At 66.0% G+C, this 26,253-nt stretch carries 27 protein-coding genes; 17 read left to right on the forward strand and 10 right to left on the reverse strand.

The features are described 5' to 3' along the window. Window positions 1–27: 27 nt before the first annotated feature. The 3 genes from AC1M2K_RS11230 to AC1M2K_RS11240 all read left to right on the forward strand — a co-directional run bounded on the left by AC1M2K_RS11230 (window position 28) and on the right by AC1M2K_RS11240 (window position 2,048). Entirely contained in the window at window positions 28–876 is an 849-nt protein-coding gene (locus tag AC1M2K_RS11230) for an alpha/beta fold hydrolase (protein WP_480241043.1), read from the forward strand. Between the two features lie 149 nt (window positions 877–1,025). Next, complete coding sequence (locus tag AC1M2K_RS11235) at window positions 1,026–1,223, forward strand: protoglobin domain-containing protein (protein ID WP_480241044.1); 198 nt, start codon at window positions 1,026–1,028, stop codon at window positions 1,221–1,223. A gap of 99 nt (window positions 1,224–1,322) precedes the next feature. Then, window positions 1,323–2,048, forward strand: coding sequence for a glutamine amidotransferase (locus AC1M2K_RS11240; RefSeq protein ID WP_480241045.1), 726 nt, complete (start codon window positions 1,323–1,325; stop codon window positions 2,046–2,048). Between the two features lie 6 nt (window positions 2,049–2,054). Here the strand turns inward: AC1M2K_RS11240 and AC1M2K_RS11245 are convergent, their stop codons facing one another. The 4 genes from AC1M2K_RS11245 to AC1M2K_RS11260 all read right to left on the reverse strand — a co-directional run bounded on the left by AC1M2K_RS11245 (window position 2,055) and on the right by AC1M2K_RS11260 (window position 5,032). Further along, complete coding sequence (locus tag AC1M2K_RS11245) at window positions 2,055–2,285, reverse strand: hypothetical protein (RefSeq protein ID WP_480241046.1); 231 nt, start codon at window positions 2,283–2,285, stop codon at window positions 2,055–2,057. Between the two features lie 158 nt (window positions 2,286–2,443). Continuing rightward, window positions 2,444–2,824: a DUF7882 family protein gene (locus AC1M2K_RS11250; protein WP_480241047.1), complete on the reverse strand. Its 381-nt coding sequence runs from the start codon at window positions 2,822–2,824 to the stop codon at window positions 2,444–2,446. A 157-nt stretch (window positions 2,825–2,981) separates the two neighbouring features. Further along, a complete protein-coding gene (locus AC1M2K_RS11255; protein WP_480241048.1) occupies window positions 2,982–4,268 on the reverse strand; it encodes a M23 family metallopeptidase in 1,287 nt (428 codons plus the stop codon). 437 nt (window positions 4,269–4,705) lie between these two features. Continuing rightward, a complete protein-coding gene (locus tag AC1M2K_RS11260) occupies window positions 4,706–5,032 on the reverse strand; it encodes a DUF7882 family protein (RefSeq protein WP_480237019.1) in 327 nt (108 codons plus the stop codon). An 82-nt stretch (window positions 5,033–5,114) separates the two neighbouring features. Here AC1M2K_RS11260 and AC1M2K_RS11265 point away from each other — a divergent pair, with 82 nt between their 5' ends. Next, window positions 5,115–5,933 (forward strand): carbon-nitrogen hydrolase family protein, encoded by an 819-nt coding sequence (locus AC1M2K_RS11265; protein ID WP_480241049.1) that lies wholly within the window; start codon window positions 5,115–5,117, stop codon window positions 5,931–5,933. A 10-nt stretch (window positions 5,934–5,943) separates the two neighbouring features. Here the strand turns inward: AC1M2K_RS11265 and AC1M2K_RS11270 are convergent, their stop codons facing one another. Further along, window positions 5,944–7,140 (reverse strand): aminotransferase class I/II-fold pyridoxal phosphate-dependent enzyme, encoded by a 1,197-nt coding sequence (locus AC1M2K_RS11270; protein WP_480241050.1) that lies wholly within the window; start codon window positions 7,138–7,140, stop codon window positions 5,944–5,946. 114 nt (window positions 7,141–7,254) lie between these two features. On the opposite strand from AC1M2K_RS11270, the gene AC1M2K_RS11275 reads away from it, so the two are divergent. The 7 genes from AC1M2K_RS11275 (at window position 7,255) to AC1M2K_RS11305 (ending at window position 14,703) form a co-directional block, all read left to right on the forward strand. Further along, window positions 7,255–7,833 carry a hypothetical protein gene (locus tag AC1M2K_RS11275; protein ID WP_480241051.1) on the forward strand — a complete coding sequence of 193 codons (579 nt, stop codon included), beginning with the start codon at window positions 7,255–7,257 and terminating at the stop codon, window positions 7,831–7,833. A 35-nt stretch (window positions 7,834–7,868) separates the two neighbouring features. Then, window positions 7,869–8,606 (forward strand): hypothetical protein, encoded by a 738-nt coding sequence (locus AC1M2K_RS11280; RefSeq protein WP_480241052.1) that lies wholly within the window; start codon window positions 7,869–7,871, stop codon window positions 8,604–8,606. Between the two features lie 159 nt (window positions 8,607–8,765). Beyond that, a complete protein-coding gene (locus AC1M2K_RS11285; protein ID WP_480241053.1) occupies window positions 8,766–10,463 on the forward strand; it encodes a S1C family serine protease in 1,698 nt (565 codons plus the stop codon). A gap of 113 nt (window positions 10,464–10,576) precedes the next feature. Further along, entirely contained in the window at window positions 10,577–11,665 is a 1,089-nt protein-coding gene (locus tag AC1M2K_RS11290) for a glycosyltransferase family 2 protein (protein WP_480241054.1), read from the forward strand. After that, on the forward strand, window positions 11,646–12,461 hold the full coding sequence (locus AC1M2K_RS11295; RefSeq protein WP_480241055.1) for a CDP-alcohol phosphatidyltransferase family protein: 816 nt from the start codon (window positions 11,646–11,648) through the stop codon (window positions 12,459–12,461). The genes AC1M2K_RS11290 and AC1M2K_RS11295 overlap by 20 nt, the downstream gene beginning before the upstream one ends. After that, window positions 12,454–13,329, forward strand: a complete 876-nt coding sequence (locus tag AC1M2K_RS11300) for a glycosyltransferase family 2 protein (RefSeq protein ID WP_480241056.1) — start codon at window positions 12,454–12,456, stop codon at window positions 13,327–13,329. The genes AC1M2K_RS11295 and AC1M2K_RS11300 overlap by 8 nt, the downstream gene beginning before the upstream one ends. An 18-nt stretch (window positions 13,330–13,347) precedes the next feature. Continuing rightward, the gene (locus AC1M2K_RS11305) at window positions 13,348–14,703 is read left to right on the forward strand and encodes a CDP-glycerol glycerophosphotransferase family protein (RefSeq protein WP_480241057.1); all 1,356 of its coding nucleotides are present in this window, start codon (window positions 13,348–13,350) and stop codon (window positions 14,701–14,703) included. On the opposite strand, the gene AC1M2K_RS11310 is transcribed toward AC1M2K_RS11305, so the two are convergent. The 4 genes from AC1M2K_RS11310 to AC1M2K_RS11325 form a co-directional block, all read right to left on the reverse strand. Further along, window positions 14,700–15,548 carry a hypothetical protein gene (locus AC1M2K_RS11310; protein WP_480241058.1) on the reverse strand — a complete coding sequence of 283 codons (849 nt, stop codon included), beginning with the start codon at window positions 15,546–15,548 and terminating at the stop codon, window positions 14,700–14,702. The genes AC1M2K_RS11305 and AC1M2K_RS11310 overlap by 4 nt on opposite strands. A gap of 98 nt (window positions 15,549–15,646) precedes the next feature. Then, window positions 15,647–16,384, reverse strand: a complete 738-nt coding sequence (locus tag AC1M2K_RS11315) for an ABC transporter ATP-binding protein (RefSeq protein ID WP_480237008.1) — start codon at window positions 16,382–16,384, stop codon at window positions 15,647–15,649. After that, complete coding sequence (locus AC1M2K_RS11320; RefSeq protein WP_480237007.1) at window positions 16,384–17,199, reverse strand: ABC transporter permease; 816 nt, start codon at window positions 17,197–17,199, stop codon at window positions 16,384–16,386. The genes AC1M2K_RS11315 and AC1M2K_RS11320 overlap by 1 nt, the downstream gene beginning before the upstream one ends. Before the next feature lie 62 nt (window positions 17,200–17,261). Continuing rightward, on the reverse strand, window positions 17,262–17,954 hold the full coding sequence (locus AC1M2K_RS11325) for a phosphocholine cytidylyltransferase family protein (RefSeq protein WP_480237006.1): 693 nt from the start codon (window positions 17,952–17,954) through the stop codon (window positions 17,262–17,264). A 542-nt stretch (window positions 17,955–18,496) separates the two neighbouring features. Between AC1M2K_RS11325 and AC1M2K_RS11330 the strand changes: the two genes are divergently transcribed. The 3 genes from AC1M2K_RS11330 to AC1M2K_RS11340 are packed head-to-tail and all read left to right on the forward strand — an operon-like array spanning window position 18,497 to window position 22,501. Then, the gene (locus tag AC1M2K_RS11330) at window positions 18,497–20,623 is read left to right on the forward strand and encodes an ABC transporter ATP-binding protein (RefSeq protein ID WP_480241059.1); all 2,127 of its coding nucleotides are present in this window, start codon (window positions 18,497–18,499) and stop codon (window positions 20,621–20,623) included. After that, window positions 20,599–22,170, forward strand: coding sequence for a hypothetical protein (locus AC1M2K_RS11335; protein WP_480241060.1), 1,572 nt, complete (start codon window positions 20,599–20,601; stop codon window positions 22,168–22,170). Before AC1M2K_RS11330 ends, AC1M2K_RS11335 begins: the two co-directional genes overlap by 25 nt. Before the next feature lie 40 nt (window positions 22,171–22,210). Beyond that, entirely contained in the window at window positions 22,211–22,501 is a 291-nt protein-coding gene (locus AC1M2K_RS11340; RefSeq protein WP_480237002.1) for a DUF3039 domain-containing protein, read from the forward strand. Between the two features lie 6 nt (window positions 22,502–22,507). Here the strand turns inward: AC1M2K_RS11340 and AC1M2K_RS11345 are convergent, their stop codons facing one another. Continuing rightward, window positions 22,508–23,779: a nicotinate phosphoribosyltransferase gene (locus AC1M2K_RS11345; RefSeq protein ID WP_480241733.1), complete on the reverse strand. Its 1,272-nt coding sequence runs from the start codon at window positions 23,777–23,779 to the stop codon at window positions 22,508–22,510. A gap of 126 nt (window positions 23,780–23,905) precedes the next feature. Here AC1M2K_RS11345 and murI point away from each other — a divergent pair, with 126 nt between their 5' ends. The 3 genes from murI to rdgB are packed head-to-tail and all read left to right on the forward strand — an operon-like array spanning window position 23,906 to window position 26,155. Then, window positions 23,906–24,754, forward strand: coding sequence for a glutamate racemase (murI, locus tag AC1M2K_RS11350; protein WP_480241061.1), 849 nt, complete (start codon window positions 23,906–23,908; stop codon window positions 24,752–24,754). Window positions 24,755–24,809: 55 nt separating this feature from the next. Continuing rightward, window positions 24,810–25,553 carry a ribonuclease PH gene (gene rph / locus AC1M2K_RS11355; protein ID WP_480237000.1) on the forward strand — a complete coding sequence of 248 codons (744 nt, stop codon included), beginning with the start codon at window positions 24,810–24,812 and terminating at the stop codon, window positions 25,551–25,553. Continuing rightward, window positions 25,550–26,155, forward strand: a complete 606-nt coding sequence (gene rdgB, locus AC1M2K_RS11360) for an RdgB/HAM1 family non-canonical purine NTP pyrophosphatase (RefSeq protein WP_480241062.1) — start codon at window positions 25,550–25,552, stop codon at window positions 26,153–26,155. Before rph ends, rdgB begins: the two co-directional genes overlap by 4 nt. Window positions 26,156–26,253 lie beyond the last annotated feature (98 nt).

Here is a 26,253-nt window from a genome sequence, read left to right on the forward strand (position 1 = left end):
CGCTCTGCCAAGCAAGGGAGAATCACAATGCAGTTCAGAACCGAAACCCGACGCAGAAAGCCGCGACTCATCGTCCTGGCGCTCCTCACCGCATTCCTCGCCGGCCTCACGTTCGCGGCACCCGCGACGGCGTCACCGGCGAAGGAGGGCGGAGGCAAAGGAGGCGCAAAACCGTCGATCGTACTCGTTCACGGGGCGTTCGCGGACGCATCCGGATGGTCCGGTGTCATCGAACGTCTCCAATCGGATGGGTACACGGTCTACGCCCCGCCCAACACCCTGCGGGCAGTGCCCACCGACGCCGAGTATCTCAAGTCATTCCTTTCAACCATTCCAGGACCGATTGTTCTCGTCGGGCACTCGTACGGCGGTGCAGTCATCACGAATGCCGCGACAGGGAACAAGAACGTCAAAGCGCTGGTCTACATCGCTGCGTTCGCCCTGGCCGAAGGTGAATCGGTGCAACAGGCCAACGAACTCGGCGGCGGTCACACGGACGTGATCAATCATCTCGTCACGCGACCGATTCCTGGAGCCGCTGATGGGAATCAGGATGCCTACATCGATCCCGTCTGGTTCCACCGCCTGTTCGCGCAGGATCTGTCGAAGAAGCAGGCGTCCGTGATGGCTGCGAGCCAGCGTCCCGGCGCCCTTGCGTCTCTGGTCACCCCGTCAGGGCCGCCGGCATGGAAGACGATCCCGAGTTGGTACATGGTTGCCTCGAACGACAGGATCATCCCGCCTGAGGCAGAACGAGCGATGGCGAAACGGGCCGGAGCGAAGACGGTCGAGGTCAGGAGCTCCCACGTGCCGATGATCAGCCAGCCCAAGAAGGTCGTCGACCTCATTCTCAGCGCAGTGAAAGCGACCCGCTAGGAGCAATGACGACGGTCGGGCGGGTGAAGTCCGCCCCGCCCGACCGTTACAGCTGACAAATCCGACAGCCCCTCTCAACACCCATCACGGCACGAAAGGACCTCCGACGATGGCGTCACACTCCAGATGGAAAGAATCGCACCGACAAGGTGGCATCCGCGTCGCCCTACATCCCGATGCGACACCTCATCGCCTTCATCGTGCCGATCACTGCAACGATCGAGCCGTTTCTCGCCAGAGGTGTCTCCAGCCGGGAAGAACTCGAGGCGATGCACCAGGCGTGGTTCAAGGCCGTGACCCTAACGGTTGCTCTCTGGTCGCGTCCCTACAATGCTGAGCTGTGGTGACCATGTCCTCTCGGGACGTGCTCGCGGGTGACGCTCTTCTCCGGGCCGACCAGCGGGCAGTACGGCACCGCCTGAAGGGAGCATCACATCAGCCGCACAGTGACAGCCATCCGCCACGTCGGATTCGAAGATCTCGGCCTTCTGGAGCCGATTCTCGACGCCCGCGGGTATGACGTGACGTACGTCGAAGCCGGCGTTCTTCCGATGGAAGTCGATTCTCTTCTCGCGCCGGACCTCGTCGTCGTCATCGGGGGTCCGATCAGCGTGAACGACACCACCACGTATCCGTTCGTGTCGAACGAACGTGATGCGATTCGCGAGCGGCTGGCCGTCAACAGGCCCACCCTGGGCGTCTGCCTCGGCGCGCAACTCATCGCGAGGGCGCTCGATGCCCCGGTTCGCGCGTCGACGAAGGCCGAGATAGGCTACGCCACCATCGATCTCTCCCCTGCGGGTGTCGGTTCGGCGCTCGGTCCGCTGGAGCGTGTGCGAGTGTTCCACTGGCACGGGGAGGAGTTCGACCTCCCGCCAGGAGCAACATCCCTCGCTTCGACGCCGACGACAGCGCACCAGGCGTTCCTGATCGGGGACAGGGTGCTCGGAATCCAGTTTCACCTGGAGGCCGATCACACGCAGATCGAAAGATGGCTCATCGGCCACGCGCACGAACTCGCTGCCCGCGGTATCGACCCGAGCACCATCCGGGAGCAGGCCACGACCTTTGGGCCCGCTCTAGCCACAGCGGCCACCCGTGTCCTCACATCATGGCTCGACGGTGCGGAGACCTCCGTGAACGTCACAGGAGAGCGGTCCGAGCAACCGTAGGAGCACTCAGCGGCGCTGGCGCTCCACAGCCCGTTTGGCCTCCGGCAGCGTCGGAAACAGGCCCAGATTCTCGCTCCGGCCGTTCCTGGCGGTGAACCCACGATCGGCGACCTTCTCGATCAACCCGATGAAGTTGCCTTCGGTGCTGCCGGCCCACAGGCCGGTCGCGACGGGCACCCAGACTGCCGAGAACGACTTCTGAGTACCGGCAGGAGGGAGCACAGCTTCGATGGTCATTCTGATCTCCAGCGGGTCATGATCAGCCACGTGTCCGTCTTCCGTCCCGATGGCGGGCAGACTCAGTGAATGATCGTTTACATCAAACCTCAAGAACAGGGGCCCGACAAGGGCTTGACTTTGATCGTGGGTGATGCCGCGCCGCACAGGCCAGGCAGTCAGTGCTCCTGGGGCGGATTCTCGCCGGGTGCGTGGGGCGCGTGAGGCCCGGCGGGCTCGCCGCCGCGACCCGCGGTGGGCTGGTGCGAGCCATCCTCGCCGAAGACCACGAGGCCATGCGCGCTGTTCGCGGAGGCGGTCAGTTCCGCGATCCACTGACGGTTGATGGTCGGCGGTCGGCTTCCCCAGAACTTGAAGTACAGCGGGATCGATGGGTGGAGCCAGACAGAGCTGCGGCCGTTGCCGATGCTGACGGCATCCTTCCACGACAGGAGGAAACTCTCGCCGCATCGGAGCTTCTGGACGATCACGATCTGGAGGTGTGCGAGGAGCCGGTCGTCGAATTCAACGATCACGCCGTCGTACGTCAGGGTGCCCATGCCCACTCGTCTCATCCGAACCAGGTCTGCGACCTGGCAAGCCTGATCGCGAACATCCCGCCGTGACCGACGGGTAGTGCCGATTTTGGCCGCTCGGACGCCGAATGGCAAGCAAAAACGTCGCCGGGCCTGTAGGCAGCGCGCGATGCGCAGGAAACTAGACGGTGACGCCGTGCTCGCGCAGGAACGGTGCGGGGTTGGTGTGTGCTCCGTCGATGACGACCTTGAGGTCGAGGTGGCAGCCGCTGACGACGCCGGTGGCGCCGACTTCTGCGATGACTTCTCCGCCGGTGAGGACGTCGCCGACCGCAACCTTGTACGACCCACCGAGCAGGTGGCCGTAGATCGTCTGCAGGCCGTTGCCGTGGTCGATGATGACCCGGTTGCCGAACGCGCCGGCGTTGCCGGTGAAGCTGACGGTGCCAGCCGCGGTGGCCTTGATCGGGGTGCCGCACGCCCCGCCGAAGTCCATGCCTTCATGGAACGAGCTGGAGCATCCGGCGCCGTTGCAGATCAGGCCACGAGGACCGTACTTCGACGTGATCTCGCCGGGCAGGGGACGCCACCATCCGCTGGACGAGGGTGCGAGGTACCCGGCAAGGGCAGCAGCGCTGTCGTAGATGTAGCCGGCGGCCGCATAGCTCGCTTCGAGCTCAGCCTCGCTCGTGGCCGAGTAGCCATCGCGTTCGACCTCGGCCAGAGTGACGTCGTCACTCACCGTGAGTGACTGGGCGGTGAGGTTGTCGCTGGAGAGCGCTGCATTCGCGTCGGTGATTGCGGCCGTGCCACTGCCGGGCGAGAACGCATAGGCGGGGAGGGCGACGGTGCCGAGCAGAGCGGGGATGGCCAGGGCGACGATCGCAGGAGAACGGAGTGAACGCCATCGGCCGGGCTTCGGAGCGGGCGCCGGGGCGCTTGCGTCGCTGGCGCGGACCGGTGCGGACTCCGCGCTTGCTGACATGATCAGCGGGCGATGGGTGGCCGTAGGCGGAGCGATGAACGCCGCTGCGATGAAGGAGTGGTGAGCATCGATCGGGGTGAAGGCGTCAGCCGGTGCGTCTTCGCGAGGGGCGTCGGCTTCATCGGGCGATCCGAGTGCGTCGTAGGTGGGAGCAGAGGCCGCATCCACAGCAGCCGGCTCGGTGAAGTCCTGCGACGGCGTCGGGTCTGCCCAGACGGGCGACAGGTCGACGGTCTCTTCGACGATCTGGATGTCTTCGAGAGGTGTGGGGCGCTCCGCTTGCACCGCGGCACGGGCGTCACGACGGCGTCGAAGAGGTGTGGGCTCAGGAGTGAGCGGCGCGGAGGGCTCCTCGACATCAAAAGACGAGAGGTTGGCCGCCTGTGCGGCAGCGGCGCGTTCACGCAGCACGCGACGGCTGGGGAGTTCCGTGGTTTCGACGGCTGCTTCGCGGATGGTTCGCTGTCTGTCGCGTCGGGTCAACTCGCCGTTCCGTGACAGGGGGGCACCATCATTCGCCAAAGTAAATTCTCCGGGGGCCTCACGAGCGACACGCAAAAGGACGCTGCCTCGTCTGCAACATGATTCGGGATTGACCGCGTGAGAAGACGAGAGGGGAGGCATCTCACGCACGTCCGGTCGCTCAGGTTCGAGCGGTTGGACTACATAGACCCTACGCGAAACGGGCCCGATTTTCATCTCTTAGCGCGGTTAAGTTAACAAATCGGTAACGGCCGGTGAAGCAAGATGCGTGCGATTAATACGCGGTTGCGCGCAAACTGACACCTGAACAGGGGTCAGTCGCAACATCATGGCAAAAAGGGACCGGACCAGCAGTGCGGGCAGATCGACAAATCCATGCAAATGCACAGGTTGTTCCAAGGCGCCCGCGACGAAGTTTACGGCTGGTGCAGCGGAGGTCAGGGCTTTGTGGCCGGTGCCTGCTTGCTCGCTTCGGCCTCGCTGATCAGGTGGAGTCCGCGCGGGCCGAAGGAGGAGTCCGCCAGAACCTCGAGCCACTGCCGGTTCAATTCAGGTGTCTTGCTGCCCACGAAACGGAACTGGAGGGGAATGGACGGAGACACCCAGATCGAGACCCGTCCTGAGCCCTGCTCGGGGGAATGCTCCCAACTGACGAAGAAGCCCTCCTGCCGCCGGAGCTTCGACCCGACGACGATCTTGAGGTGCGCAAGTGCCCGGTCGTCGATCTCGTACTCAGTGCCATCGCCATAGACCAGAAATCCCATGCACTCATTCTGCACGACTACGGGCATGTATGCGGTCAAGTCGGGCCACCACTTTGGGGTTCACCTTCCCTAAGCTGGGGCAATGACCGAACATGCGCCCGTCGGGGTCGCCGTCTCCCAGTTCGTTCCCGGTGCAGACGCAGAGGCCAACCTCTTCACCATTCGCGTCCTCGCGGAGCGTGCGGTCGAGCGCGGAGCATCGGTCGTCGTCTTCCCTGAGTACTCGAGTTACTTCAGCGATCCGATGGGGGAGGACCTCGTCTCGCACGCCGAGCCGATCGATGGGACGTTCGTGCAGTCGCTCTCCGGGCTGGCCCAGGAACTCCACGTCCACGTGGTGGCCGGCCTCGTCGAGCGAACGGCTGATCCTTCTCGGTTCGCGAACACCATCGTCGTCCTGTCTCCTGAGGCTGAACTTGTCGCGCGGTATCGCAAGCAGCACCTCTATGACGCCTTCGGCCAGCGCGAGAGTGACTGGGTGGTTCCTGGTGACCTGGATGAGCCCGAGACCTTCGAGGCGGGCGGACTCCGGTTCGGCATCCAGACCTGCTACGACATCCGTTTCCCCGAGGTGACGCGACGCATCGTCGACGCCGGCGCGGATGTCGTCCTGGTTCCGGCCGAGTGGGTGAGGGGGCCGCTCAAGGAGCACCACTGGCGCACCCTGGTGACGGCGCGGGCGATCGAGAACACGGTCTACGTGGCTGCTGCCGACCACGCGCCGCCGATCGGTGTCGGCAACAGCATGATCATCGACCCGAGGGGAACGCAGATCGCCGGCGTTGGAACCGAGACGGATGTCGCTGTCGGGTTCGCGTCGGCGGCGACGATCGCTGCGGTTCGCTCGGTCAATCCCGCCCTTCAGGCGCGTCGCTTCACGGTGGTCCCGCGCACCGAGTGAGTCGGCTGTCTCAGGCGTTGAGGCCGGCGAGCTTAGCGGCTGCCTCCTCCAGGACGGTCGTGCGCTTACAGAAAGCGAACCGCACCAGTGAGCGGTAGTCGCTCCGGTGGTCCTCGTGCACGAAGGCCGTGATGGGAACCGCGACGACCCCTGCGCGGGACGGCAACTGGCGGCAGAACTCCGCGGCATCCGCGACGCCGAACGCTGCGGCATCCGCCACGATGAAATAGGACGCGTCAGGAAGCGACAGGCTGAACCCCGCGGATGTCAGACCGGCGGCCAGGATGTCACGCTTCGCCGCGAGGTCGGCCGAGATCCGGTGGAAGTACTCGTCCGGCAGGCGCAGGCCGGTGGCCATCGCCGGCTGGAACGGCGCGCCGTTGACGTACGTGAGGAACTGCTTGACGGTGGTGATCGCCGTGATCAGCCCGGCGGGGCCGGTGGCCCAACCGACCTTCCAGCCGGTGGTGCTGAAGGTCTTGCCGCCTGAGGACAAGGAGACGGTGCGTTCCCACGCCCCGGGCAGCGACGCGACCGGCGTGTGTGCGACCCCGTAGGTGAGATGTTCGTAGACCTCATCGGTCACGATGACCGCGTCATGCCGGTGAGCAAGCTCGACGATGAGCTCGAGTGTCTGGCGGTCGAACACCGCTCCGGTCGGGTTGTGCGGGTTGTTGATCAGGATGACCCGGGTGCGGTCCGTCACAGCGCGGCGCAGGTCGTCAGGGTCCGGTTGGAAGTCCGGCCAGCGCAGAGGAACCGTCGTGTGAACGGCGCCGGCGAGGGAGATCAGTCCGCCATACGCGTCGTAGAACGGCTCGAAGGTGAGGACCTCGTCTCCCGGTTCGGTCAGGCCGAGGATCGCAGCGGCGAGGCCCTCCGTCGCGCCCGCGGTGACGAGCACCTGGGTGTCAGGATCGACAGCGAGTCCGTAGAAGCGCTGCTGATGCTCGGAGACGGCGAGGCGCAGGTCAGGGATGCCGCGACCTGGCGGGTACTGGTTCGCTCCGTCGTTGATCGCCTGCCGTGCGGCATCGAGCACCTCCTGTGGCCCGTCCTCGTCAGGGAATCCCTGGCCGAGGTTGATCGCACCGGTCGCGACGGCTAGTCCGCTCATCTCAGCGAAGATCGTGGCCGCGATGGACCCATCCGGCTGAAGCAGCCCTGCACCCGCTGCCGCTCGCTGCCAGCCTCCGTGCTCCGCCATGACCTGTCCTTTCGCCGGAGGCGCCTGCCGCCGAGGGTTCAAGGCTAGCCGTGGGCCGGTCCGATCTTGTGGATAACTCTCCCGCCCCGAGAAGCACTGCTCTAACCTGTCGCCATGGCCTTCGAGCGGTCGCGAACGATGACACGGATGCTGCGGCGCGTGGTCGCAGGATCACTCGCCTGCCTTCTCGGTGCCGTCGCGCTCGTCGGATGTGCCCCCGCGGATCCACCGGTTGCGACGCCAACGCCGACCTCGATCTTCGCTTCCGAGGAGGAAGCGCTCGCGGCGGCGACGGATGTGTATCAGCAGTACACGGCTGCACTGGACAAGGAATCGGCTAACGGCGATGTTTCGGCAGAGCTCATGCGTCCGCTGGTCACGCCGGAATATTTCGAGAAGCTCGAGGTTCCGAGTCTCTTGAAGAAGAACGCATGGCACACGAGCGGTGTAACAACCTTCGACAGTATTGCGTTGGTCGCGCAGTCTGAAGCCGAGGAGTTGGCGAGCGTTCGCGTTCGTCTGTGCCGCGACGTGTCCGCCGTCAAGATTCTCGATGCAAACGGCAACGACGTGACTCCATCGACTCGGCTTGAGCGATTTCCGGTTGAGGTCGAGTTGATTTCTTCAGCGCCTCAGTCTGCCGAGCTCTTGATTGCTGACAGCGGATCATGGTCCGGCGACGACTTCTGCTAGCCGCGCTGGCCGCGTTAGCGCTTACACTCTCGCCGTTGATCGTGGGGCCGTTCGCCAGCACGGCTGTTGCAGCGGAGTGTTCCGCCGCCGATGCCGCGCGAGGCCTCTGTGTGGAGGGCTCGATCGACGGCGGCGAGGCCATCATCCGGGGTGATGGGGGCACCGACGGAGGGAACAACGGCGGCAACGACGGTGGCGATGGGAACGACGGGGGCGGTGGGGGAGACGCCGGGCCAAGCGTTCCGAATCGTGACCTCGAATGCGGGAGCGGACCGATGTGTGTGATCGAAGCGATCACCCTCAGCGACCTCGCGAGTTTCCGTCCGATCGCACCGACCCTCACGATGGAGCCGGACGGCTGGATGCTTATCGGCCTCCCAGCGAACTTCATGGTTCGAACGCAGACCCATGTCGTCTCGGGCACGCTGTTCAGCTACCCGCTCGACGTCCGGTTCACCCCCACCAGTTACGCATGGTCGTGGGGCGATGGTTCGACGTCGCGGTCGACGGTTCCCGGGGCATCCTGGGCTGCCCTCGGCCTCCCAGAATTCTCTCCCACTCCGACGAGCCACGTGTTCGACACGAAGGGTGTCTACCGGATCGGCGTGACCGTGTCGTACACCGTGGAATTCCGGGTCGACTCCCTGCCGTGGCGGAGCATCGCAGGCACTCTTCCCGGCCCGGCGACGATCGTCGCCGCGCTCGCCGGAGACGCCAAGACGGTACTGGTCGAACGGGAGTGCACGAGGAATCCGACCGGGCCTGGTTGCTGATCCGGCGTTAGGCTGGAAGTCCGCTCCTCAAAGGTCTGCAAACCCGCGAGCAGTGCCTGTGGCAAGGTCACGGCGGGACCAAAGTCCGCTCACAGCGCGCGCTTATAGAACGTACAGCTTGGCGTTGGATGCTGACTGTGCTTGGAAGGAGCAATCACCATGAACGAACACCCACAGGACTCGAACGACGCTCGGGAGCCCCAGGCTCCTTCTGACCACGCAACGGATGCCGCCTCCAGCGCCACGGAGACACCCGCTGCCACGGCGACGCCCACGGACGGTTCCCACGAATCCACCCCCGAGTACGTTCCGTCACACGAGCCGGCAGCCGCGACACCCGCCGTCGAAGCGCCCACCGCGCCCGCCTCGGAGAACATTCCGCCGGCGCCGACGTATTTCCCCGAGGCCGCACAGCCGCAGTACTCGCAGACAGCTGCAACAGACGCATACCCTCAGGCATCCGGAGCCGCTTTCGGAATCGGTGCACAGGCGCCGCACGGCCACACCGCCGCCTACCCGACAAACCCCACCGGCTACGCCACAGACGTGTACCCGCCGGTCGGTGACCAGCACCAGTTCGCCGGCCAGCACTTCCCGACCGACCCGAATGCCCCGCAGTTCGCCGGTGCCCCGGCGCCGACCGACAAGCCCGGCAAGCGCCGCGCCAGCGTCGGCCTGCTGATCGCAGGGCTCGCCATCGGCGCCCTCGTCGGCGGTGCGACAGGAGCCGGCACCGCTGCCCTGCTCATGGAGAACCAGTCAGGCACCGTCACCTCCGGCGCCACCGGATCGCAGAACGTCACCATCAACGACACGAGCGACGTGACCCGCGCCACGGCCATCGCGGCGAAAGCCTCCCCGAGCGTCGTGACGATTGCCGTCCAGAGTTCAGACAGTGGCGGAAGCGGCTCAGGCGTCGTGCTCAGCGAAGACGGCTACGTGCTTACCAACAACCACGTCGTCACCCTCGACGGCAAGCTGTCCGACCCGCAGATCCAGGTCACCGACAACGACGGCAACCTCTACAAGGCCACCATCGTCGGAACCGACCCGGTCTACGACCTTGCAGTGATCAAGCTCGAGGACGCCAGCGGCATGACCCCGATGGAGTTCGCCGACTCCGACAAGCTCAACGTCGGTGACGCCGCCGTTGCGATCGGTGCACCGCTCGGGCTCGCCGGCACCGTCACCGACGGCATCGTCAGCGCGCTGAACCGCAGTATCACCGTCGCGTCGTCTGCAGTCCCCGAGGACTCCTCAGGCGACGACAGCTCTGACAGCCCGTACGACGTGTGGGGATTCCAGCTTCCCGGTGAAGAACCGGAGACCCAGACCCAGGGCCAGTCCGTGATCTCGCTTTCGGTGATCCAGACGGATGCCGCCATCAACCCGGGTAACTCCGGTGGCGCGCTCGTCGACGGCGATGGCAAGCTCATCGGTGTCAACGTAGCGATCGCCAGCGCCGGCAGCTCGGAGAGCTCCAGCCAGAGCGGAAACATCGGCGTCGGTTTCGCGATCACCGCGAACATCGCCAAGCGCGTCTCCGATGAGATCATCAAGAACGGCGAAGCGACCCACGGTCTGCTCGGTGCCAGCGTCGGAGACGCCGCCAGCTCGGCAGACAGCCCGGTCGTCGGCGCCCTCATCAGCGACGTGAGCTCGGGTGGCGCGGCAGCGGCTGCGGGTCTGGCGAAGGGTGACATCGTCACCAACTTCGACGGACATCCGGTCACCAACGCGACCGACCTCACCGCGCAGGTCCGCGCACTCGCGGCAGACGCAACGGCTGAGGTCACCTACGTGCGCGACGGCAAGACCAAGACCGTCGAGGTGACGCTCGGCGAACTCGTTCTCTGATCCTTCCGCCGGAACGCCCGCGAGCTCTGCTCGCGGGCGTTTTGCGTGGGCGGAACACGTTGGCCATGAGGCCCACTGATAGGCTCAACCGACCAAATCATCGAGTGGAGACCATGGCAGAGAGCACATCGACCGGCGCCAACGCCGCTCTTGTCGGAGTCTCCTACGTGATGCCGGTACTCAACGATGTCACCCACGTGCGAGCGGCCGTAGACAGCCTCCTCAGCCAGGACTACACCGGACCGTTCGAGGTCGCCATCGCCGTCGGTCCGTCGATCGACGGAACGAACGAGCTCGTCGAGGAGCTCTCCCGCGCTGACTCCCGCATCCGAGTGCTCTCCAACCCCGTCGGGTCGACCCCTGCCGGTCTCAACATCGCCATCCAGGCGACCAGTTACCCGGTCGTCGTGCGGGTCGACGCACACTCGGTGCTGCCGAGTGACTACGCCCGGATCGCCGTCGAAACCATCCAGCGGACCGGCGCTGACAACGTCGGCGGGATCATGGACGCGCAGGGAACGACCCCGTTCGAGCGCGCCGTGGCGCGCGCCTACGGGAGTCGCGTCGGACTCGGCGGAACCCCACACCACGTCGGCGGAGCCGAAGGCCCGGCCGACACCGTGTACCTCGGGGTGTTCCGGCGTGAACCGCTCGAACGCGTCGGCATGTTCGACGAACGCATCAAGCGCGGTCAGGACTGGGAACTCAACCGTCGCATCCGTTCCGCTGGGGGAGTCGTCTGGTTCACGCCTGACCTCAAGGTGACCTACCGTCCGCGGCCGAGCTTCACCGCCCTCGCCCGTCAATTCTTCTCCACCGGCATGTGGCGGGGAGAACTGACCCGCCGATTCCCGACCGCGAACACCCTGAGGTACTTCGCCCCTCCGGTCATGGTGGTGGGAGTCGGATTAGGCATCATCCTCGGCCTCGTCGGGTTGCTCCAGGCAGCGATGGGCAACCCCACCGTCCTCCTGCTCGGCTGGTTCGTCCCCGCCGTCTACCTCCTTCTCGTGATCGTCGCGACGCTCGTCGTCGCTCGCGGTGACGGTCTTCGGTCGCAGCTCTGGTTTCTCGTAGTGTTGCCCTGTATCCATTTCTGCTGGGGAGTCGGCTTCGTGCTGGGCTTCCTGTCGCTGGCGAGCAACATCTCAGCACTGAAGAACGAAAGAACCGGAGGCACGAGTGTCGGAAGCGCCGGCTGAACGTCCGCTCAAGCCCCGGTCGATCGCGGAGTTGCGCGAAGTCGCGCAACCTCCTGAGGTCAGGGGGAGGCGCAACGCGGAACACTGGACGGCGTCGCTGTACCTGCGTGACATCTCGCCATACCTGACCTGGCTGCTGCTGCGCACGCGCATCTCCGCCAACGGCGTCACCGGCCTGATGATCCTCACCGGCTGGTCGGTCGCCGGAGCGTTGCTCATCCCCGGGATCTGGGGCGCGTTCCTCGGCCTGCTCCTCGGCCAGCTGCAGATGCTCGTCGACTGCAGCGACGGCGAGGTCGCCAGATGGCGTCGCACCTCCTCACCCGCAGGCGCGTTCCTGGATGCCGTCGGCCACTATTCGACGGAGTCCCTGATCCCGCTCGCTCTCGCCATCCGTGCCGCCGGATACCCGTTCGAGGCACCGGCCGACTACCTGTACACGACACTCGGTGCGCTGCTCGCGCTCGTCATCGTGCTCAACAAGGCGCTCAACGACATGGTCAGGGTCGCCAGGGCCAACTACGGCGCCCCCAAGCTCACCTACACCGAGGGGGAGTCCGCCCCGACCGGCGGCATCCTCGCGGTCGCACGCCGGGTCGCCAAGTTCCTCCCGTTCCACCGGATCTTCCACTCGGTCGAACTGACCATGGTCATCTTCGTTGCGGCGATCGTCGGACTGTTCGTCGGTGAGCTGACCGCGATGCGTGCCGTCCTCGTCCTCCTCCTCGGCCTGGGCATCATCACGCTCTTCGGCCACTTCGTCGCGATCATGTCATCGAAGCGCGTCCGTGCCTGAGCTGCTCCCACACGTCGGCGTCGTGATCCTCACCCAGGGGACGCGTCCTGAGGACCTGGCGCGTGGCATCCGGAGCATGCAGGACCAGCGGGGCGTCGACCTCGACATTGTCGTGGTCGGAAACGGCTGGCAGCCGGAGGGGCTCCCCGACGGGGTGCGCGGAGTCGCGCTGCCCGAGAACATCGGAATCCCGGCAGGCAGGAACCGGGGGGCGGATGCCGTCACCGGCCAGTACATCTTCTTTCTCGACGACGACGCCTTCATCCCGGATGCCGGCTTCCTGACCGCATGTATCGCACTGATCGACCGCCAGCCCGGGATCGGCCTGATCCAGCCACGACTGACCGATCCGACGGGCAAACCGGCGCCGCGGCGCTGGATTCCACGCATCCGCAAGGGTGACGCGCGCGACCCGGGCAATGTGTTCTCCTGCCTCGAGGCGGCGGTCTTCCTGCCCCGCGCGGTGTTCGACGCGACCGGTGGATGGGCGTCGCCCTTCTTCTATGCACACGAGGGCATCGAGCTGGCGTGGCGGGTCTGGGACCAGGGCAAGCGTGCGTGGTACGCGGGCGATCTCGAGGCGCACCACCCCGTGGTCGTGCAGACCCGGCACTCCGAGTACTACCGGCTCAACGCCCGCAACCGGGTCTGGCTGGCGCGCCGCAACCTGCCGCTGCCGCTTGTTCCCGTCTACGTCGGCGCCTGGACCGGCGTGCACCTGTTGCGCTGGTGGCGGCAGCCGAAGGCGCTGCGGGCCTGGTTCGGCGGCTGGCGTGAAGGCTGGCGAAGCGACCCGGAGGAGCGTCGCCCGATTCGATGGTCGACAGTCTGGCGGATGACCCGCGCAGGCCGACCCCCGGTGATCTAGTTGGCTACGCTGGATCCCATGGGTGTATTGAGGGACGCGCGCAAGGCTGTCAGGATCGGCCGGGACCTCCTGGCCAACCGCCGCGCACGTGCCGCGCTGTCACATCGGCTGGCGCAGCTCCCTCCGCTCGAGCCAGGCAAGTACAAGATCGCCGTGTACTTCGCCGACAGCCAGGTGAACATGTACCAGATCCGCCAGTGGTACAAGCCGCTCGAGGTCCTCGGTCGGACGTGGCCGGTCGTCGTCCTCAGCAGGGGCGCCACAGCCGCGACCCGGCTCTTCGAGGAGTCCCCGCTCCCTGTTGCCTACGTGCGCACGGTCGTCGCGCTCGAACAGACGCTGGCCGAGCAGGACATCCGCATCGTGTTCTACGTCAATCAGAACACCAAGAACTTCCAGATGTTCCGCTACGGGCAGCGCTGGCACGTTTTCATCAACCATGGTGAGAGCGACAAGATGTACATGACGACGAACCAGTTCAAGGCCTACGACTACAGCCTGGTCGCCGGCGACGCCGCCATCGCCCGGCTGCAGAAGGTGCTCTGGGACTACGACTTCGACAAGCGCGCGATCAAGATCGGCCGGCCGCAGGCGGACCACTATTCAGGAACCCTGCCGTACACCCCTGACGACCGCACGGTCGTGCTCTACGCGCCCACCTGGGAGGGCGACCGCAGGGCCGCCGCATACGGGTCGATCGCCACGCACGGTGTGCCGATGGTCCGTGCTCTCCTCGCCACAGGGACGCACCGGGTGATCTACCGGCCGCATCCGCGCAGCGGGGTCGTCGATCACGCCTATGGCGCAGCGAACCGGGAAATCATCGGGATGCTCGCGGCCGCCAATGCGTCCGACCCCGGAGCACACCACGTGTACGACACCGGTTCCGACCTGGGCTGGCAGCTGTCAGCAGCCGACGTCGCCGTCGTCGACATCTCCGCGATGGTCTACGACCGTCTCGCCAGCGGGAAGCCGCTGATGATCACCCGCCCCGCCGATCCGGAAGCCCAGGTCGACACCGCCGGTTACCTCGCGGCGTGCGAATGGCTGGATGCTTCGGAAGCGTCGTCGATCGTCGCACACTCCGACCGTTTGCTCCATGACCCCGAGACCGTCGGGAGGCTGGACCAGTGGGTGCGGCGCTACTTCGGGGACCCTACGCCCGGCGCGGCGACGCAGCGGTTCCACGATGCAGTCGAGCACCTGATGGGGGAGTGGGAGCGCTACGCTGCCCTGCACGCCGACGACGAGGAAACGCAGCTCGCGGCATCCGCCGAGACCGGTTCGACCGCGGTACCGACCATGCAGCCGACCGGCGCCGACGACCCCACCCAGTCCCAGGAGACCGGCGAGGACGACGACGACCTCCGCTAGGGCTGCGTGCTGTCTTTGACGATTGCTTTGTCGATTCGTCGCGCGCGGCGTGGAAGCGGAAGGCGCTCCCGCAGTTCCCTGATCGTCGGTCGTGGCGCCCGGCCGACCGGCTCGAGTTCCAGCGGCAGGTAGAGCGGCGCCGGCCCGAACGCGTTGCGGGAGGAGTTGACGACCTGCCGACCGGCGATGTTGTTGCCGATACCGCCGATGGCCGCGCCGATGCCGAATGGCATCGCCTTGCCGATGAACGAGGTGCCCTGGTTGACGACGAACATTTTCATGAAGCGCCGCTTGAGCTGATCGGCGACCGGTCCCATCATCGCCTGGGGCACGCGCTGTGCGACCATCTCGCCCCAGAACACTTTCCGGGCAGGTCCGCTCCCAAGCACCTGACCGGTGAACTGCCGGACGAGGTCCGTTCCGGCGGAGCCGAGCATGAGAGTCATCACGAGGGCGCGGGCTCGCACCGGGTCATCGAGCGAAATGCCGTGCACTTCGGTGACCGACTGCGCGAACAGCGCGGTGGTCTCGAGGAAACCGACGGTCTCGACGCCTGAGAGCGTCAGCGTGAGGCCTGTGCCGAAGCCGGGCACCATCGCGGTCGCGCCGACGGCTGCGCCGCCGGTGGTGATTGCAGCGAGGTAGCGCCGTTCGAGGATGCGCACCAGCTGGGCAGGCGTCGCGTTCGGGTGTGCGCGCCTCAGCGCACGGATGTGGGCGACAACGACGGGGCGCTGTACTGAGAGTGCCTTGTCGATGCCACGGAGCCATGCCGGGCCGCTCTCCGGTGCGGATGCCGGCGTCGCGTCATCAAGAATTCTCACGCGGTCAGATTGTGTGGTCATTCGTCCCCCTGCGGCACGATCGGTGGTGCTGTTCGCGCACAAGTCTAGGTTTCCGTGCTGGGAACGAGCAGGATCGACCGTGGGGTTCCCGAACCGCCTCAGCGGTGGTATTCGGCGTTGTAGCGGTCGAGGACGTCGCCGATCGGCCCGTCGAGGACCAGTTTGCCCTTGTCGAGGTAGAGGCCCCTCGTGCAGAACCGGCGCAGATCCTTCTCGTTATGCGAGACGAAGAACAGCGTGCGCCCGCCGGCGAGGAGCTCTTCGATGCGCTGGTAGCACTTCTCCTTGAAGCCACGGTCTCCGACGGCCAGGACCTCATCGACGAGGATGATGGGCTCTTCGAGCATCGAGATCACGCTGAAGGCGATCCGCACCTTCATGCCGCTGGAGAGGTGCTTGTACGGCGTGTCGATGAAGTCGCCGATCTCGGCGAACTCGATGATCTCGTCGAACCGTTCCTCGATCTCGCGACGGGTCATGCCGTGCAGGCCGGCCGTGAGATAGACGTTGTCGCGCACGGTGAGGTCGTTGACAAAACCGCCGGTGATCTCGATGAGCGGCGCGACGCCTCCGTTGACGTCGACGGTTCCCTCATCGGTGAGCACGACGCCGGCGACGAGCTTGAGGAGGGTCGACTTGCCCTGCCCGTTGCGACCCACGACGCCGATCGCCTCGCCGGCCTGGACGTCGAACGACACGTTGCGGAACGCCCAGAACTCGCCAGGGCGTGACCGTCGGTCGCGGCTGGAGAACAGGTCCTTGAAGTTGCGTCGCCCGCCGCGGTTCCTTCGGAAACGGATGCCGACGTTGTCGACGCGGATCACGGGTGCCGGCATCACAGTTCCTTCAGGACGGTGCGTTCGGACCTCTTGAAGATCCACAGGCCAAGGGCGAGGAACAGCAGGGACATGCCGATGGCGATGGCGACGGCGAGCCAGTCGATCTGCGCGGGGAAGAATGCGCCACGGTAGAGCGAGAAGATCCCGGCCAACGGGTTGAATCGCGCGAAGGGCTGTATCTCGGGCGGAAGATCACTGAGCCCATAGACGATAGGGGAGGCATAGAAGAGGAACCGGAGGATCAGCTTCGTCGCCCGTTCGAGGTCACGGAAGAAGACCACCAGTGGAGCGACGATCAGGCCGACGCCGACGGTGAGGATCGCCTGGATGAGGATCGCAAGCGGGAAGAACACGGCTTCCCAGTGCAACGGTGCGCCGCCGACGATCGCGAACAGTGCGAGCACCGGAAGGGCAGCGATGAACTCGATGCCCTTCGACAGAACGAGCCTGTTCACCCAGATCGTGCGGGGGATCGACGTGGATCTGACGAGCTTTGCCTCGCGGAGGAAAGCGCGGGTGCTGTCTGAGACCGCACCGTTGAACCACATCCACGGCAGCAGTCCGATCAACAGGAAGACGATGTATGGCTGCTCGCCGATACGCCCGCCCCTGTCGAAGACGACAGCGAAGACGAACCAGTAGATCCCGGCCATGACCAACGGGTCGAGAATCGACCAGACGTAGCCCAGCGCGCTCGTCGAATACCGGACGCGCAGATCCCTCTTGGTCAGAAGCCAGAGCGCGTGCCGGTAGCGAGTGACGGACGAGCGCTGTGGCGGTCGTACGGCGGCGGGTGAACTCACAGCGACCAACCTACCGGCAAACAAAGACCGGCACGGTCAGGGACGCGTGCCGGTCAGTGTGTCTGTGCGGTCTAGACGAAAAGGTTCGCTCGTTCCAGGTCTTCGGCGAAGTCGACCTCGACTGCGTACAGGTCCGAGATGTCGACGGGCTCGACGAGGAGGCCGTCCTGTTCGATGGCGAGTTCGAGGCCACGCTCGAAGTAGTCCTGGTCGTCGACGCGGGCGAGGTGGCGAAGCAGGTTCGCCTTGTCGTCGCGCGAGATGTAGTTGATGCCGACGGCTTCGCCGAGGCCACCCTTGACGGTCTTCGACAGTTCCTTGATGTAGCCCTCGGCTGAGGTCGTGTACTTGACCTCTTCGTCGGACACCTTCGAGGTGTTGACCGTCACGAAGGACTGGTCGCGAGCCATCATGGCGGCAGCGCGGTCGAGGACGGTCGGGTCGAAGACCACGTCGCCGTTCATCCAGAGGACGCCGCCGGGCTGTGACGCGCTCAGTGCGCGCATCAGGCTCTTCGACGTGTTCGTCTGGTCGTACTGCTCGTTGTAGACGAAGGATGCGTCAGGGAACGCCTCGATGATGTGCTCGAGCTTGTAGCCGACAACGATGGTCACCTTGGCGGTCTTGCCGAACGCGTGGTGGATGTTGTCGAACTGCTGCTGCATGATCGTGCGGCCGTCGCTCAGCTCGGTGAGCGGCTTCGGCAGCGAGCGGCCGAGTCGGCTGCCCATGCCCGCTGCAAGAATTACAACCTGGGTCGTCACGAGATTCTCCTCAAGATAGATTCAGGCCCCCCGGCCGCCAGCGATGGCAACGTTTGCGTGGAATTAACCTGTAAGTCGATGAAATGACACCCCGTTATGCCACCGCCCACGTTAGCGCGACACCCCTACTGGGGACAGCAGTGGCCGCTCTGTTGTTGTCGTATCGTAATACGGCACTCGGGGTATTAACAGGTTCGAATGACGTCGAAGTCGGCCTCGGCCTCGAATAGACGGTGGCCACTTGGTAGGTTGTACCAGTGACTCCCGAGCTCGATTCCCCCCAGGACGCGCCCGACCAGAAGATGCAGGACGCATCCCCTGTCGGGCAGTCGTCGGATGCCTCCGCACCCTCGACAAAATCCGCGACGACGAGGTCACCGAAGACCAGCAGCTCGACGCCGAAATCCGGGACATCCGGCGCGAAATCGTCTGCTAAGCCGCAGTCTGCCTCAAGCTCCACCGAGGCGACGGGGACACCAGCCGCGCGTCCCGCTGCCCGCAAGCCCGCCGCACGTAAGCCAGCGGCCTCGAAGGCCGGCGGGGTGAAAGCCACGCCCACCACGTCGCGCCCGGCGCGGACGACGACTCCGAGGAGCACGGCACCGAAGTCGCCAGCGCCCGAGGGTGATTCGACCACCCCGGCGCCGACGACGCCCGTTCGCCCCGCGTCGACGGTGAAGCGTCCGGCCACCGGTGGTTCCGCGAAGAAACCCAATGCCGCCGCCAGGAAGCCGGCCGCCGCTGGGACGAAGCCCGTTCCGGATTCCGAGACAGTACCGACCACCATCGACTCCACACCCGCTGCCGTCGACGCTGCCGCGACACCGACTTCTTCGCCTTCGGCAGAGAACACTGCCGGTCCCGCCGAGGAAGGCACGACGGAATCGGCTGAAGCACCTCAGCGCACCGCCAGCCCCTCGACGACACCGGCGAAGAAGACGACTCCCGCACGGAAGTCAACGTCATCGGCGCCGCGGAACGGCCCGGGCACCACGGCGAAACGAGCACCTGCGAAGCGCGCTCCTCTCACCCTTGCCGCGCAGGTCACCTCCGGCGACTTCGCGATCACAGCCCCAGGCGACTCAGGGAAGACCGGTGCGCCGGCCGCAGGCGCGCCCGAGGCCGCCACCGCTGTCCTGCCGACGGACGCCGTGCCCGCTCCCGCCGGTGTCCTTCCTCCGCTGCCATCGCTGAGCCCCGAAGAGGCGGCGCTGAAGTTCGAGACGATGCCAGAGGCTCCCGAGCAGCACCCGCTCCTCGAAGACCAGGAGCCGATGCGGTTCGTGTGGAGCAAACGCTGGCCGTTCCTCGCGCTCGTGCCGGCATCGTCCGTCGCGGAGCCGGACGTCGACGCCCGCCCCGTCAGCGACGAGCCCGACGAAACGGCCTCCGACTTCCAGGAGACCGTCGTCTCTGATGTGCCGCCGGTGCCACCCCTGCCTCCGCTTCCGGCCCAGGAAGCAGAGCCGATCTTTTCCGAGCCACAGCCGTCGGACGCGGCCGAGGAACCCGGGGCCGACGCGCTCGTCCTGGACGAGACTCCCGGCCGGGACACGGCAATCGACGCCGATGCTCCGCTCGTCGAATCGGAGTCCATCGAACCGGAGTCCATCGAACGTGAGTCCATCGAACGTGAGTTCATCGAACCCGAGTTCGTCGGGCCTGGCGATACCGACCGCGACGCATCCAAGGACTCCCTGGCCGACGACGCCGCACTCACCGCCGCCATCGCGGCTGCCGCGCTTGTCGCTGCCCCTCCCGTCACCGAGGAGGAGCTTGTCAGTGACGACGCCGTCGACGCAGCATCCGCCGACGTCGATGCAGCGATGGTGAATGAGCTTCTCGACGAAATCGAGGCCGCAGACGAGACCGGTGCAGCTGACGCCGCCAGGGTCGACCCGTCGACGTCGCCCGTCGTGCTCCAGATCTCCGGCCTGTCACGCCGCTTCGGCGACACGGTCGCCGTCGATGGCATCGACCTCGACGTGCACGAAGGGTCGTTCTACGGAATCGTCGGACCGAACGGCGCGGGAAAGACCACGACACTGTCGATGGTCACCGGCCTCCTCCGTCCGGATTCCGGGTCGATTTCCGTCCACGGGATCGACGTGTGGGCAGACCCCGACACCGCGAAACGATCGATCGGCGTGCTGCCGGACCGGTTGCGCCTCTTCGACCGTCTTACCGGCGCACAACTTCTCTACTACGCCGGGATCCTCCGCGGCCTCGACGGCGGAACCGTCCGTTCCCGGGTGAAGGACCTGGCCAAGGCATTCGGGCTCGAAGACGCGCTCAACCGCCTCGTGACCGACTACTCGGCCGGTATGACCAAGAAGGTGGCCCTTGCCGCCGCGATGATCCACTCGCCACGACTCCTGGTGCTCGACGAGCCGTTCGAGTCGGTGGACCCCGTGTCAGCGGCCAACGTCATCGAGATCCTCCAGAAGTACGTGGCCCACGGCGGAACCGTCGTCCTGTCGAGCCACGGCATGGACCTCATCCAGCGGGTGTGCGACCACGTCGCGATCATCGTCAACGGTCAGGTGCTGGCATCCGGGGCCGTCGACGACGTGCGCGGCAACGGAACGCTCGAAGACCGGTTCGTGGAACTTGCCGGCGGTCGCAAGGCCGCAGAAGGAATGGAATGGTTGCACAGCTTCTCCGACTAAGGCTGCAGCTGCTGGCCAACGGGTTCCGGCGAAGTGTCTGGCAGGTCATCGGTATCGTCTTCGGCACCGCTGCCGGTATCGCGCTCATCATGCTCATCGGCAGTGGGCTCATCGCGCTTCGGTTCGCGCCTGACGAACTCACCAGGAACGTGCTGGTCATCGTCGGGTCGTTCGTCGTGCTCGGTTTCGTGCTGCTCCCGCTCGTGTTCGGCGTCGATGACGACATGGATCCGCGGAGATTCGCGCTGGTCGGGCTGAAACCGCGTGAGTTGTCGACCGGTCTGCTCATCGCGGCCCTCGTCAGCGTGCCGTCCGTCGTGATCATCATCCTCAGCCTCCTCACCGTCGTGACCTGGTCGCGCGGGGTGTTCCCGGTGATCCTCGCCGTCATTTCCGCGGCACTGGCCGTCGCGACTTGCGTCCTGGCCGCCAGGGTCATGACCGCTCTTGCCTCCCTTCTTCTGGCCACGCGGCGTTCCCGCGAGCTGACCGGAGTGATCGGAACGCTCGTCCTCGTGCTGCTTGCGCCAGCCGTGATCCTCCTGTCCAGCGTCGACTGGACCCGCGACGGTGCCGCAGTGCTGGGAGATGCTGCGAATGTCGTGAGCTGGACACCGTTCGGCTCCGTGTGGTCGATCCCCGGGGACGCCGCTCTGGGCGATATCTTCGCCACCCTCCTCAAACTTGTCATCGCCGTGGCGACCGTCGGGCTGCTCTGGCTGGCCTGGGATCGACTCGTCGCCCACATGCTTGTCACCCCCGAGCGCGAGCAGGTCGTCAAGACCTACGGCGGCATGGGCTGGTTCGACGTGCTTCCGGCCCGGCCGGCATCCGTCATCGCGGCCCGCAGCATCAGCTACTGGACTCGCGACGCCCGCTATCTCTCGTCGATCGTGATCATCCCTGTCGTCCCCGTGGTCATGGTCGCAGCGCTGCTCGTCGTCGGAGTGCCGTTGCAGACGCTCGCGCTGCTCCCGCTCCCGGTGATGGCGATCTTCCTCGGCTGGTCGCTGCACAACGACCTCGCCTTCGACTCGACGGCCGTCTGGCTGCACTTCGTCTCCGGAGTTCGCGGGTATGCCGACCGGATCGGACGGATGTTTCCCGTCCTGCTCATCGGCATCCCGCTGGTCATCATCGGGTCGATGGTGAGCATTCTGCTGTACGGCGACTGGTCGGCACTCCCGTCGATGATCGGCGTTTCGAGCGCGCTGTTCCTCGGTGGTGTCGGACTGTCCAGCTACATCTCCGCACGCCTGCCGTACCCGGCCACACTGCCCGGCGACAGCCCGTTCCAGCAGCCCCAGTCCTCCGGAACACTCGGTGGCTTGTCCCAGTCGATCGGCCTGATCGGGTCTCTGGTCGTCGCGACGCCCGCGCTGATCTTCGGCTGGCTCGGCCTGACCCAGGACCCGGCGCTGCACCTCGCGTCGCTGTTCTTCGGCGTCGGTGCGGGCCTGATCGCCGTCATCGTCGGGGTCTGGGCGGGCGGTCGGGTCTTCGACCGTCGCGGTCCCGAGATCATGGCGTTCGCCCTGAGCCACTGACTCCGCTCGACTGTTCAGCGGACGCGGGTAGAATCGACCCATGATTGACGCGCGCCTGAGCATTGCAGATCCCGGCTCCCCATCGGAGGGCGGCGGCACCTCGGTCCTGGACCGTGAGCTGGAGGAACTCCTCAACAACGAGGGAATCGAACCCGGCGACCACGAACGCTTCTCGCACTATGTGAAGAAGGACAAGATCCTCGAGTCGGCGCTCAGCGGCAAGCCGGTCAAGGCCCTGTGTGGCAAGAAGTGGACCCCGGGGCGCGACCCGGAGAAGTTCCCGGTCTGCCCGAGCTGCAAGGCCATCTACGAGAAGATGAAGTCCGAATAGAGCCGTTCAGTTCCTGAAGGTCGTCGGGAGCGTCGGGTCCCCGCGACCGAGCCGCGAGGCATCCGCCGGCAACTCCGAGAGGATCCGCGCACGGTGCTCACGGGCCAGCCTGGTGCCCTCAGGACCGGTGTACTGCTCGTCGATCTTCCCGTCGCGGATGAGTTGAACCAGCAGGGGGCGCTCCGAAGTGGAACCCGAATCGGAATCCTCGGGGCCGTCGCCGACGTAGATGAGCTCCTCGACGGCGATGTTCGCCCCGTTGAGCCGTCGAACCGGGAACTTGCGTCCGCCGATGCTTACCTTCTCAGCTGATTTCTTGGCGACAGAGATCCACTCGCCGTTCGCGCCGCGGCGCGCAACGAGTTTGTAGACCATTCCCGCCGCGGGGGATCCGGAGCCGGTGACGACCGATGTTCCGACCCCGTATGAGTCGACAGGGACGGCGGCGAGTGTGGCGATCGCGTGCTCGTCCAGGTCGTTTGTCACCGTGATCTTCGTTCCGGTCGCGCCGAGTGAGTCGAGCAGGTCGCGGACCTCGACGACAAGGGTGGGGAGGTCGCCGGAATCGAGTCGGACGGCGCCGAGGCCCGTGCCAGCAGCCCGCACTGCTGCCCTGACCCCTTCGAGGACGTCGTAGGTGTCGACGAGGAGAGTGGTGTCTGCGCCGACCGCTGCCACCTGGGCGCGGAACGCTTCCTCCTCCGAGTCGTGGAGCAGAGTGAAAGCGTGCGCTGCGGTTCCCATGGTCGGGATGCCCCAGGTGCGCCCCGCTTCGAGGTTGCTGGTTTTTTCGAAACCGGCGATGTACGCGGCGCGGGATGCTGCGACGGCGCTGTGCTCGTGTGCACGGCGTGAGCCCATCTCGGCCAGCGGACGGCCTCGCGCGGCGGTCACCATCCGCGTGGCGGCGTTCGCCACGGCGCTGTCGTAGTTGAGGACGCTGAGCGCGAGCGTCTCCAGGAGGACACCCTCGGCGAAGCTGGACTCGACGACGAGGACGGGGGAGTTGGGGAAGTACGCTTCACCTTCGCGGTACCCCCAGATGTCGCCGGAGAAGCGGTAATCGGCCAGCCAGTCCAGCGTTCTCGCGGTCACGACGTCGTTCTCCCTGAGCCAGGAGAGCTCGGCGTCACCGAACCGGAAGTCGCGGATCAGGTCGAGCAGTCGGCCGGTGCCGGCGACGATGCCGTAGCGGCGGGCGCCTGGCAGCCGGCGTGCGAAGACCTCGAACATGCACTCGGTGTCTGCCGTTCCGTGCTGGATGGCCGCATCGACCATGGTCAGTTCGTAGCGATCGGTGTGCAGCGCGGTCGAGGCCCCGGGGATCGGCGTTGGATTCACGACGCCAGCCTAGCGATGGCGGCGACGATTACGGCCGGTGAATGCGGCGAGTAGGCTGGGAGTGTGAATGACGCGCCTATCGGGATCTTCGACTCCGGCGTCGGCGGGCTCACCGTGGCGCGTGCGATCCAGGACCAGCTTCCCAACGAAGAGATCCTCTACATCGGCGACACCGCTCATTCCCCGTACGGTCCGAAGCCGATCGCGGACGTGCGACGGTATGCCCTCGAGGTGCTCGACGATCTCGTCGCCCAGGGCGTCAAGATGATCGTGATCGCCTGCAACACGGCATCCGCGGCCATGCTGAGGGATGCCCGTGAGCGGTACTCCGTTCCGGTGATCGAGGTCATCCAGCCCGCCGTCCGCACGGCCGTGAGCAGCACACGCAACCACCGCGTCGGCGTGATCGGCACAGCGGGGACCATCAACTCCCGGGCATACGAGGATGCGTTCGCCGCAGCCCCGGACCTGGAACTGTTCAGCCAGGCCTGCCCCCGGTTCGTCGAATTCGTGGAGAACGGCATCACCACAGGCCCCGAGGTCCTTGCCACAGCGCAGGCCTACCTCCAGCCGCTCAAAGACGCCGGCGTGGACACTGTCGTGCTCGGCTGCACGCACTACCCGTTCCTGAAGGGGGCCATCTCGTACGTGATGGGCTCGGACGTGACCCTCGTCTCGAGCGACACGGAGACGGCCAACGACGTCTACCGAGAGCTGGTCTCCAGCGGTCTCGAACGCACCAGCCCGGCACCGCCTGCACACCACTACGAGGCAACCGGCGCGAGCGAGGATGAGTTCCTGCAACTTGCCCACCGGCTGATCGGCCGCGAGATCTCGCACGTCGACCTCGTGCAGACCGGCGTCATCGACCTGTCCGGCCTTCGCGCAGCATCCGACATCCGCAGCCACTGATTTTTCGCCTTTCCGACACCCGCGCCGATCGGCGCCCACCAGGGAGAACCACGACATGACCGACATCACCCGCAAAGACGGCCGAACGACGAGCGAACTGCGTGAGGTGACCATCGAGCGCGGCTGGAGCGCCCAGGCCGAAGGCTCGGCCCTCATCTCCTTCGGCAACACGAAGGTGCTGTGCACCGCCTCGTTCACGAACGGAGTGCCGCGCTGGCTGGCAGGCAAGGGCAAGGGCTGGGTCACCGCCGAATACTCGATGCTTCCCCGGTCGACGAACAGCCGCATGGACCGTGAGTCCGTGAAGGGCCGCATCGGCGGGCGCACTCACGAGATCTCCCGCCTCATCGGGCGCAGCCTCCGCGCCGTCATCGACACGAAGGCTCTTGGAGAGAACACCATCGTCATCGACTGCGACGTGCTGCAGGCCGACGGCGGGACCCGCACAGCCGCCATCACCGGCGCCTATGTCGCCCTCGCGGATGCCATCGAGTGGGCTCGCGAGAAGAAGTTCATCGGCCAGAAGTCCTCACCACTGATCGACAGCGTTGCGGCCGTGTCGGTCGGCATCATCGACGGCACACCCATGCTCGACCTCGCCTACGTCGAAGACGTGCGCGCAGAGACCGACATGAACGTCGTCGTCACCGGCCGCGGCCTCTTCGTCGAGGTGCAGGGCACGGCCGAAGGCGCCCCATTCGATCGCCGCGAACTCGACTCGCTCCTCGACCTCGCCCTCGGCGGCGCCGCGGACCTGACGAAGCTGCAGGTCGAGGCCCTCGGGCGCGACTCGGCATGAGTATCGAGGTCGTGCTGGCTACGCACAACCAGCACAAGGTCCAGGAGTTCCAGCGGATCCTCGGCGGCGCCATGCCCGAGATCACGGTCGTCGCGTACGACGGCCCCGAACCCGTCGAGGACGGGGTGAGTTTCAGCGAGAATGCGCTGATCAAGGCTCGGACGGCCGCAGCGCACACCGGGAAGATCTCCCTCGCCGACGACAGCGGCATCTCCGTGGACGTGCTCGGCGGGGCCCCAGGCATCTTCTCCGCTCGGTGGTCAGGACCGGGGCACAGCGACAGCGACAACCTCAACCTCCTGCTGGCCCAGCTCGCCGACATCGCTGCCGAACACCGGTCGGCCAGCTTCCGCTGCACGATCGCTCTCGTCGTGCCTGATGGACTCCCTCACGGCGGGTTCGAGCATGTCTCCGAGGGCGTGTGGCCCGGTCGACTGGCGACGCAGGCATCCGGAACCAACGGGTTCGGCTACGACCCGATCTTCATCCCCGAAGGCCACGCGGTCTCCTCCGCCGAACTGCCGCCGGAGACGAAGAACGAGATCAGCCACCGGGCACGGGCCTTCGCCGACCTCGTGCCGACGCTCCGCACCCTGATCTGACCGCGAGTTGCCCACTTCGACGGGTGAGCCGCCGCGAGCACCCGTCAAAGTGGGCGACTCGACGCAACATCCTCTCTTTCCCGGTACGGCGAAGTGTG

The organism is Mycetocola sp. Y171 (genome assembly GCF_056713165.1).

Excerpts from the sequence above, each read along its gene's own strand:
- rph (WP_480237000.1), top strand. The coding sequence starts at position 24,810 with ATGACCGACATCACCCGCAAAGACGGCCGAACGACGAGCGAACTGCGT.
- AC1M2K_RS11310 (WP_480241058.1), bottom strand. The coding sequence starts at position 15,548 with ATGACCACACAATCTGACCGCGTGAGAATTCTTGATGACGCGACGCCG.
- AC1M2K_RS11245 (WP_480241046.1), bottom strand. The coding sequence starts at position 2,285 with ATGACCATCGAAGCTGTGCTCCCTCCTGCCGGTACTCAGAAGTCGTTC.
- AC1M2K_RS11230 (WP_480241043.1), top strand. The coding sequence starts at position 28 with ATGCAGTTCAGAACCGAAACCCGACGCAGAAAGCCGCGACTCATCGTC.
- AC1M2K_RS11335 (WP_480241060.1), top strand. The coding sequence starts at position 20,599 with ATGGTTGCACAGCTTCTCCGACTAAGGCTGCAGCTGCTGGCCAACGGG.
- AC1M2K_RS11275 (WP_480241051.1), top strand. The coding sequence starts at position 7,255 with ATGGCCTTCGAGCGGTCGCGAACGATGACACGGATGCTGCGGCGCGTG.
- AC1M2K_RS11265 (WP_480241049.1), top strand. The coding sequence starts at position 5,115 with ATGACCGAACATGCGCCCGTCGGGGTCGCCGTCTCCCAGTTCGTTCCC.
- AC1M2K_RS11340 (WP_480237002.1), top strand. The coding sequence starts at position 22,211 with ATGATTGACGCGCGCCTGAGCATTGCAGATCCCGGCTCCCCATCGGAG.
- AC1M2K_RS11305 (WP_480241057.1), top strand. The coding sequence starts at position 13,348 with ATGGGTGTATTGAGGGACGCGCGCAAGGCTGTCAGGATCGGCCGGGAC.
- AC1M2K_RS11270 (WP_480241050.1), bottom strand. The coding sequence starts at position 7,140 with ATGGCGGAGCACGGAGGCTGGCAGCGAGCGGCAGCGGGTGCAGGGCTG.
- AC1M2K_RS11315 (WP_480237008.1), bottom strand. The coding sequence starts at position 16,384 with ATGCCGGCACCCGTGATCCGCGTCGACAACGTCGGCATCCGTTTCCGA.
- AC1M2K_RS11345 (WP_480241733.1), bottom strand. The coding sequence starts at position 23,779 with ATGGTCGATGCGGCCATCCAGCACGGAACGGCAGACACCGAGTGCATG.
- AC1M2K_RS11285 (WP_480241053.1), top strand. The coding sequence starts at position 8,766 with ATGAACGAACACCCACAGGACTCGAACGACGCTCGGGAGCCCCAGGCT.
- AC1M2K_RS11290 (WP_480241054.1), top strand. The coding sequence starts at position 10,577 with ATGGCAGAGAGCACATCGACCGGCGCCAACGCCGCTCTTGTCGGAGTC.
- AC1M2K_RS11260 (WP_480237019.1), bottom strand. The coding sequence starts at position 5,032 with ATGGGATTTCTGGTCTATGGCGATGGCACTGAGTACGAGATCGACGAC.
- rdgB (WP_480241062.1), top strand. The coding sequence starts at position 25,550 with ATGAGTATCGAGGTCGTGCTGGCTACGCACAACCAGCACAAGGTCCAG.
- AC1M2K_RS11250 (WP_480241047.1), bottom strand. The coding sequence starts at position 2,824 with ATGGGCACCCTGACGTACGACGGCGTGATCGTTGAATTCGACGACCGG.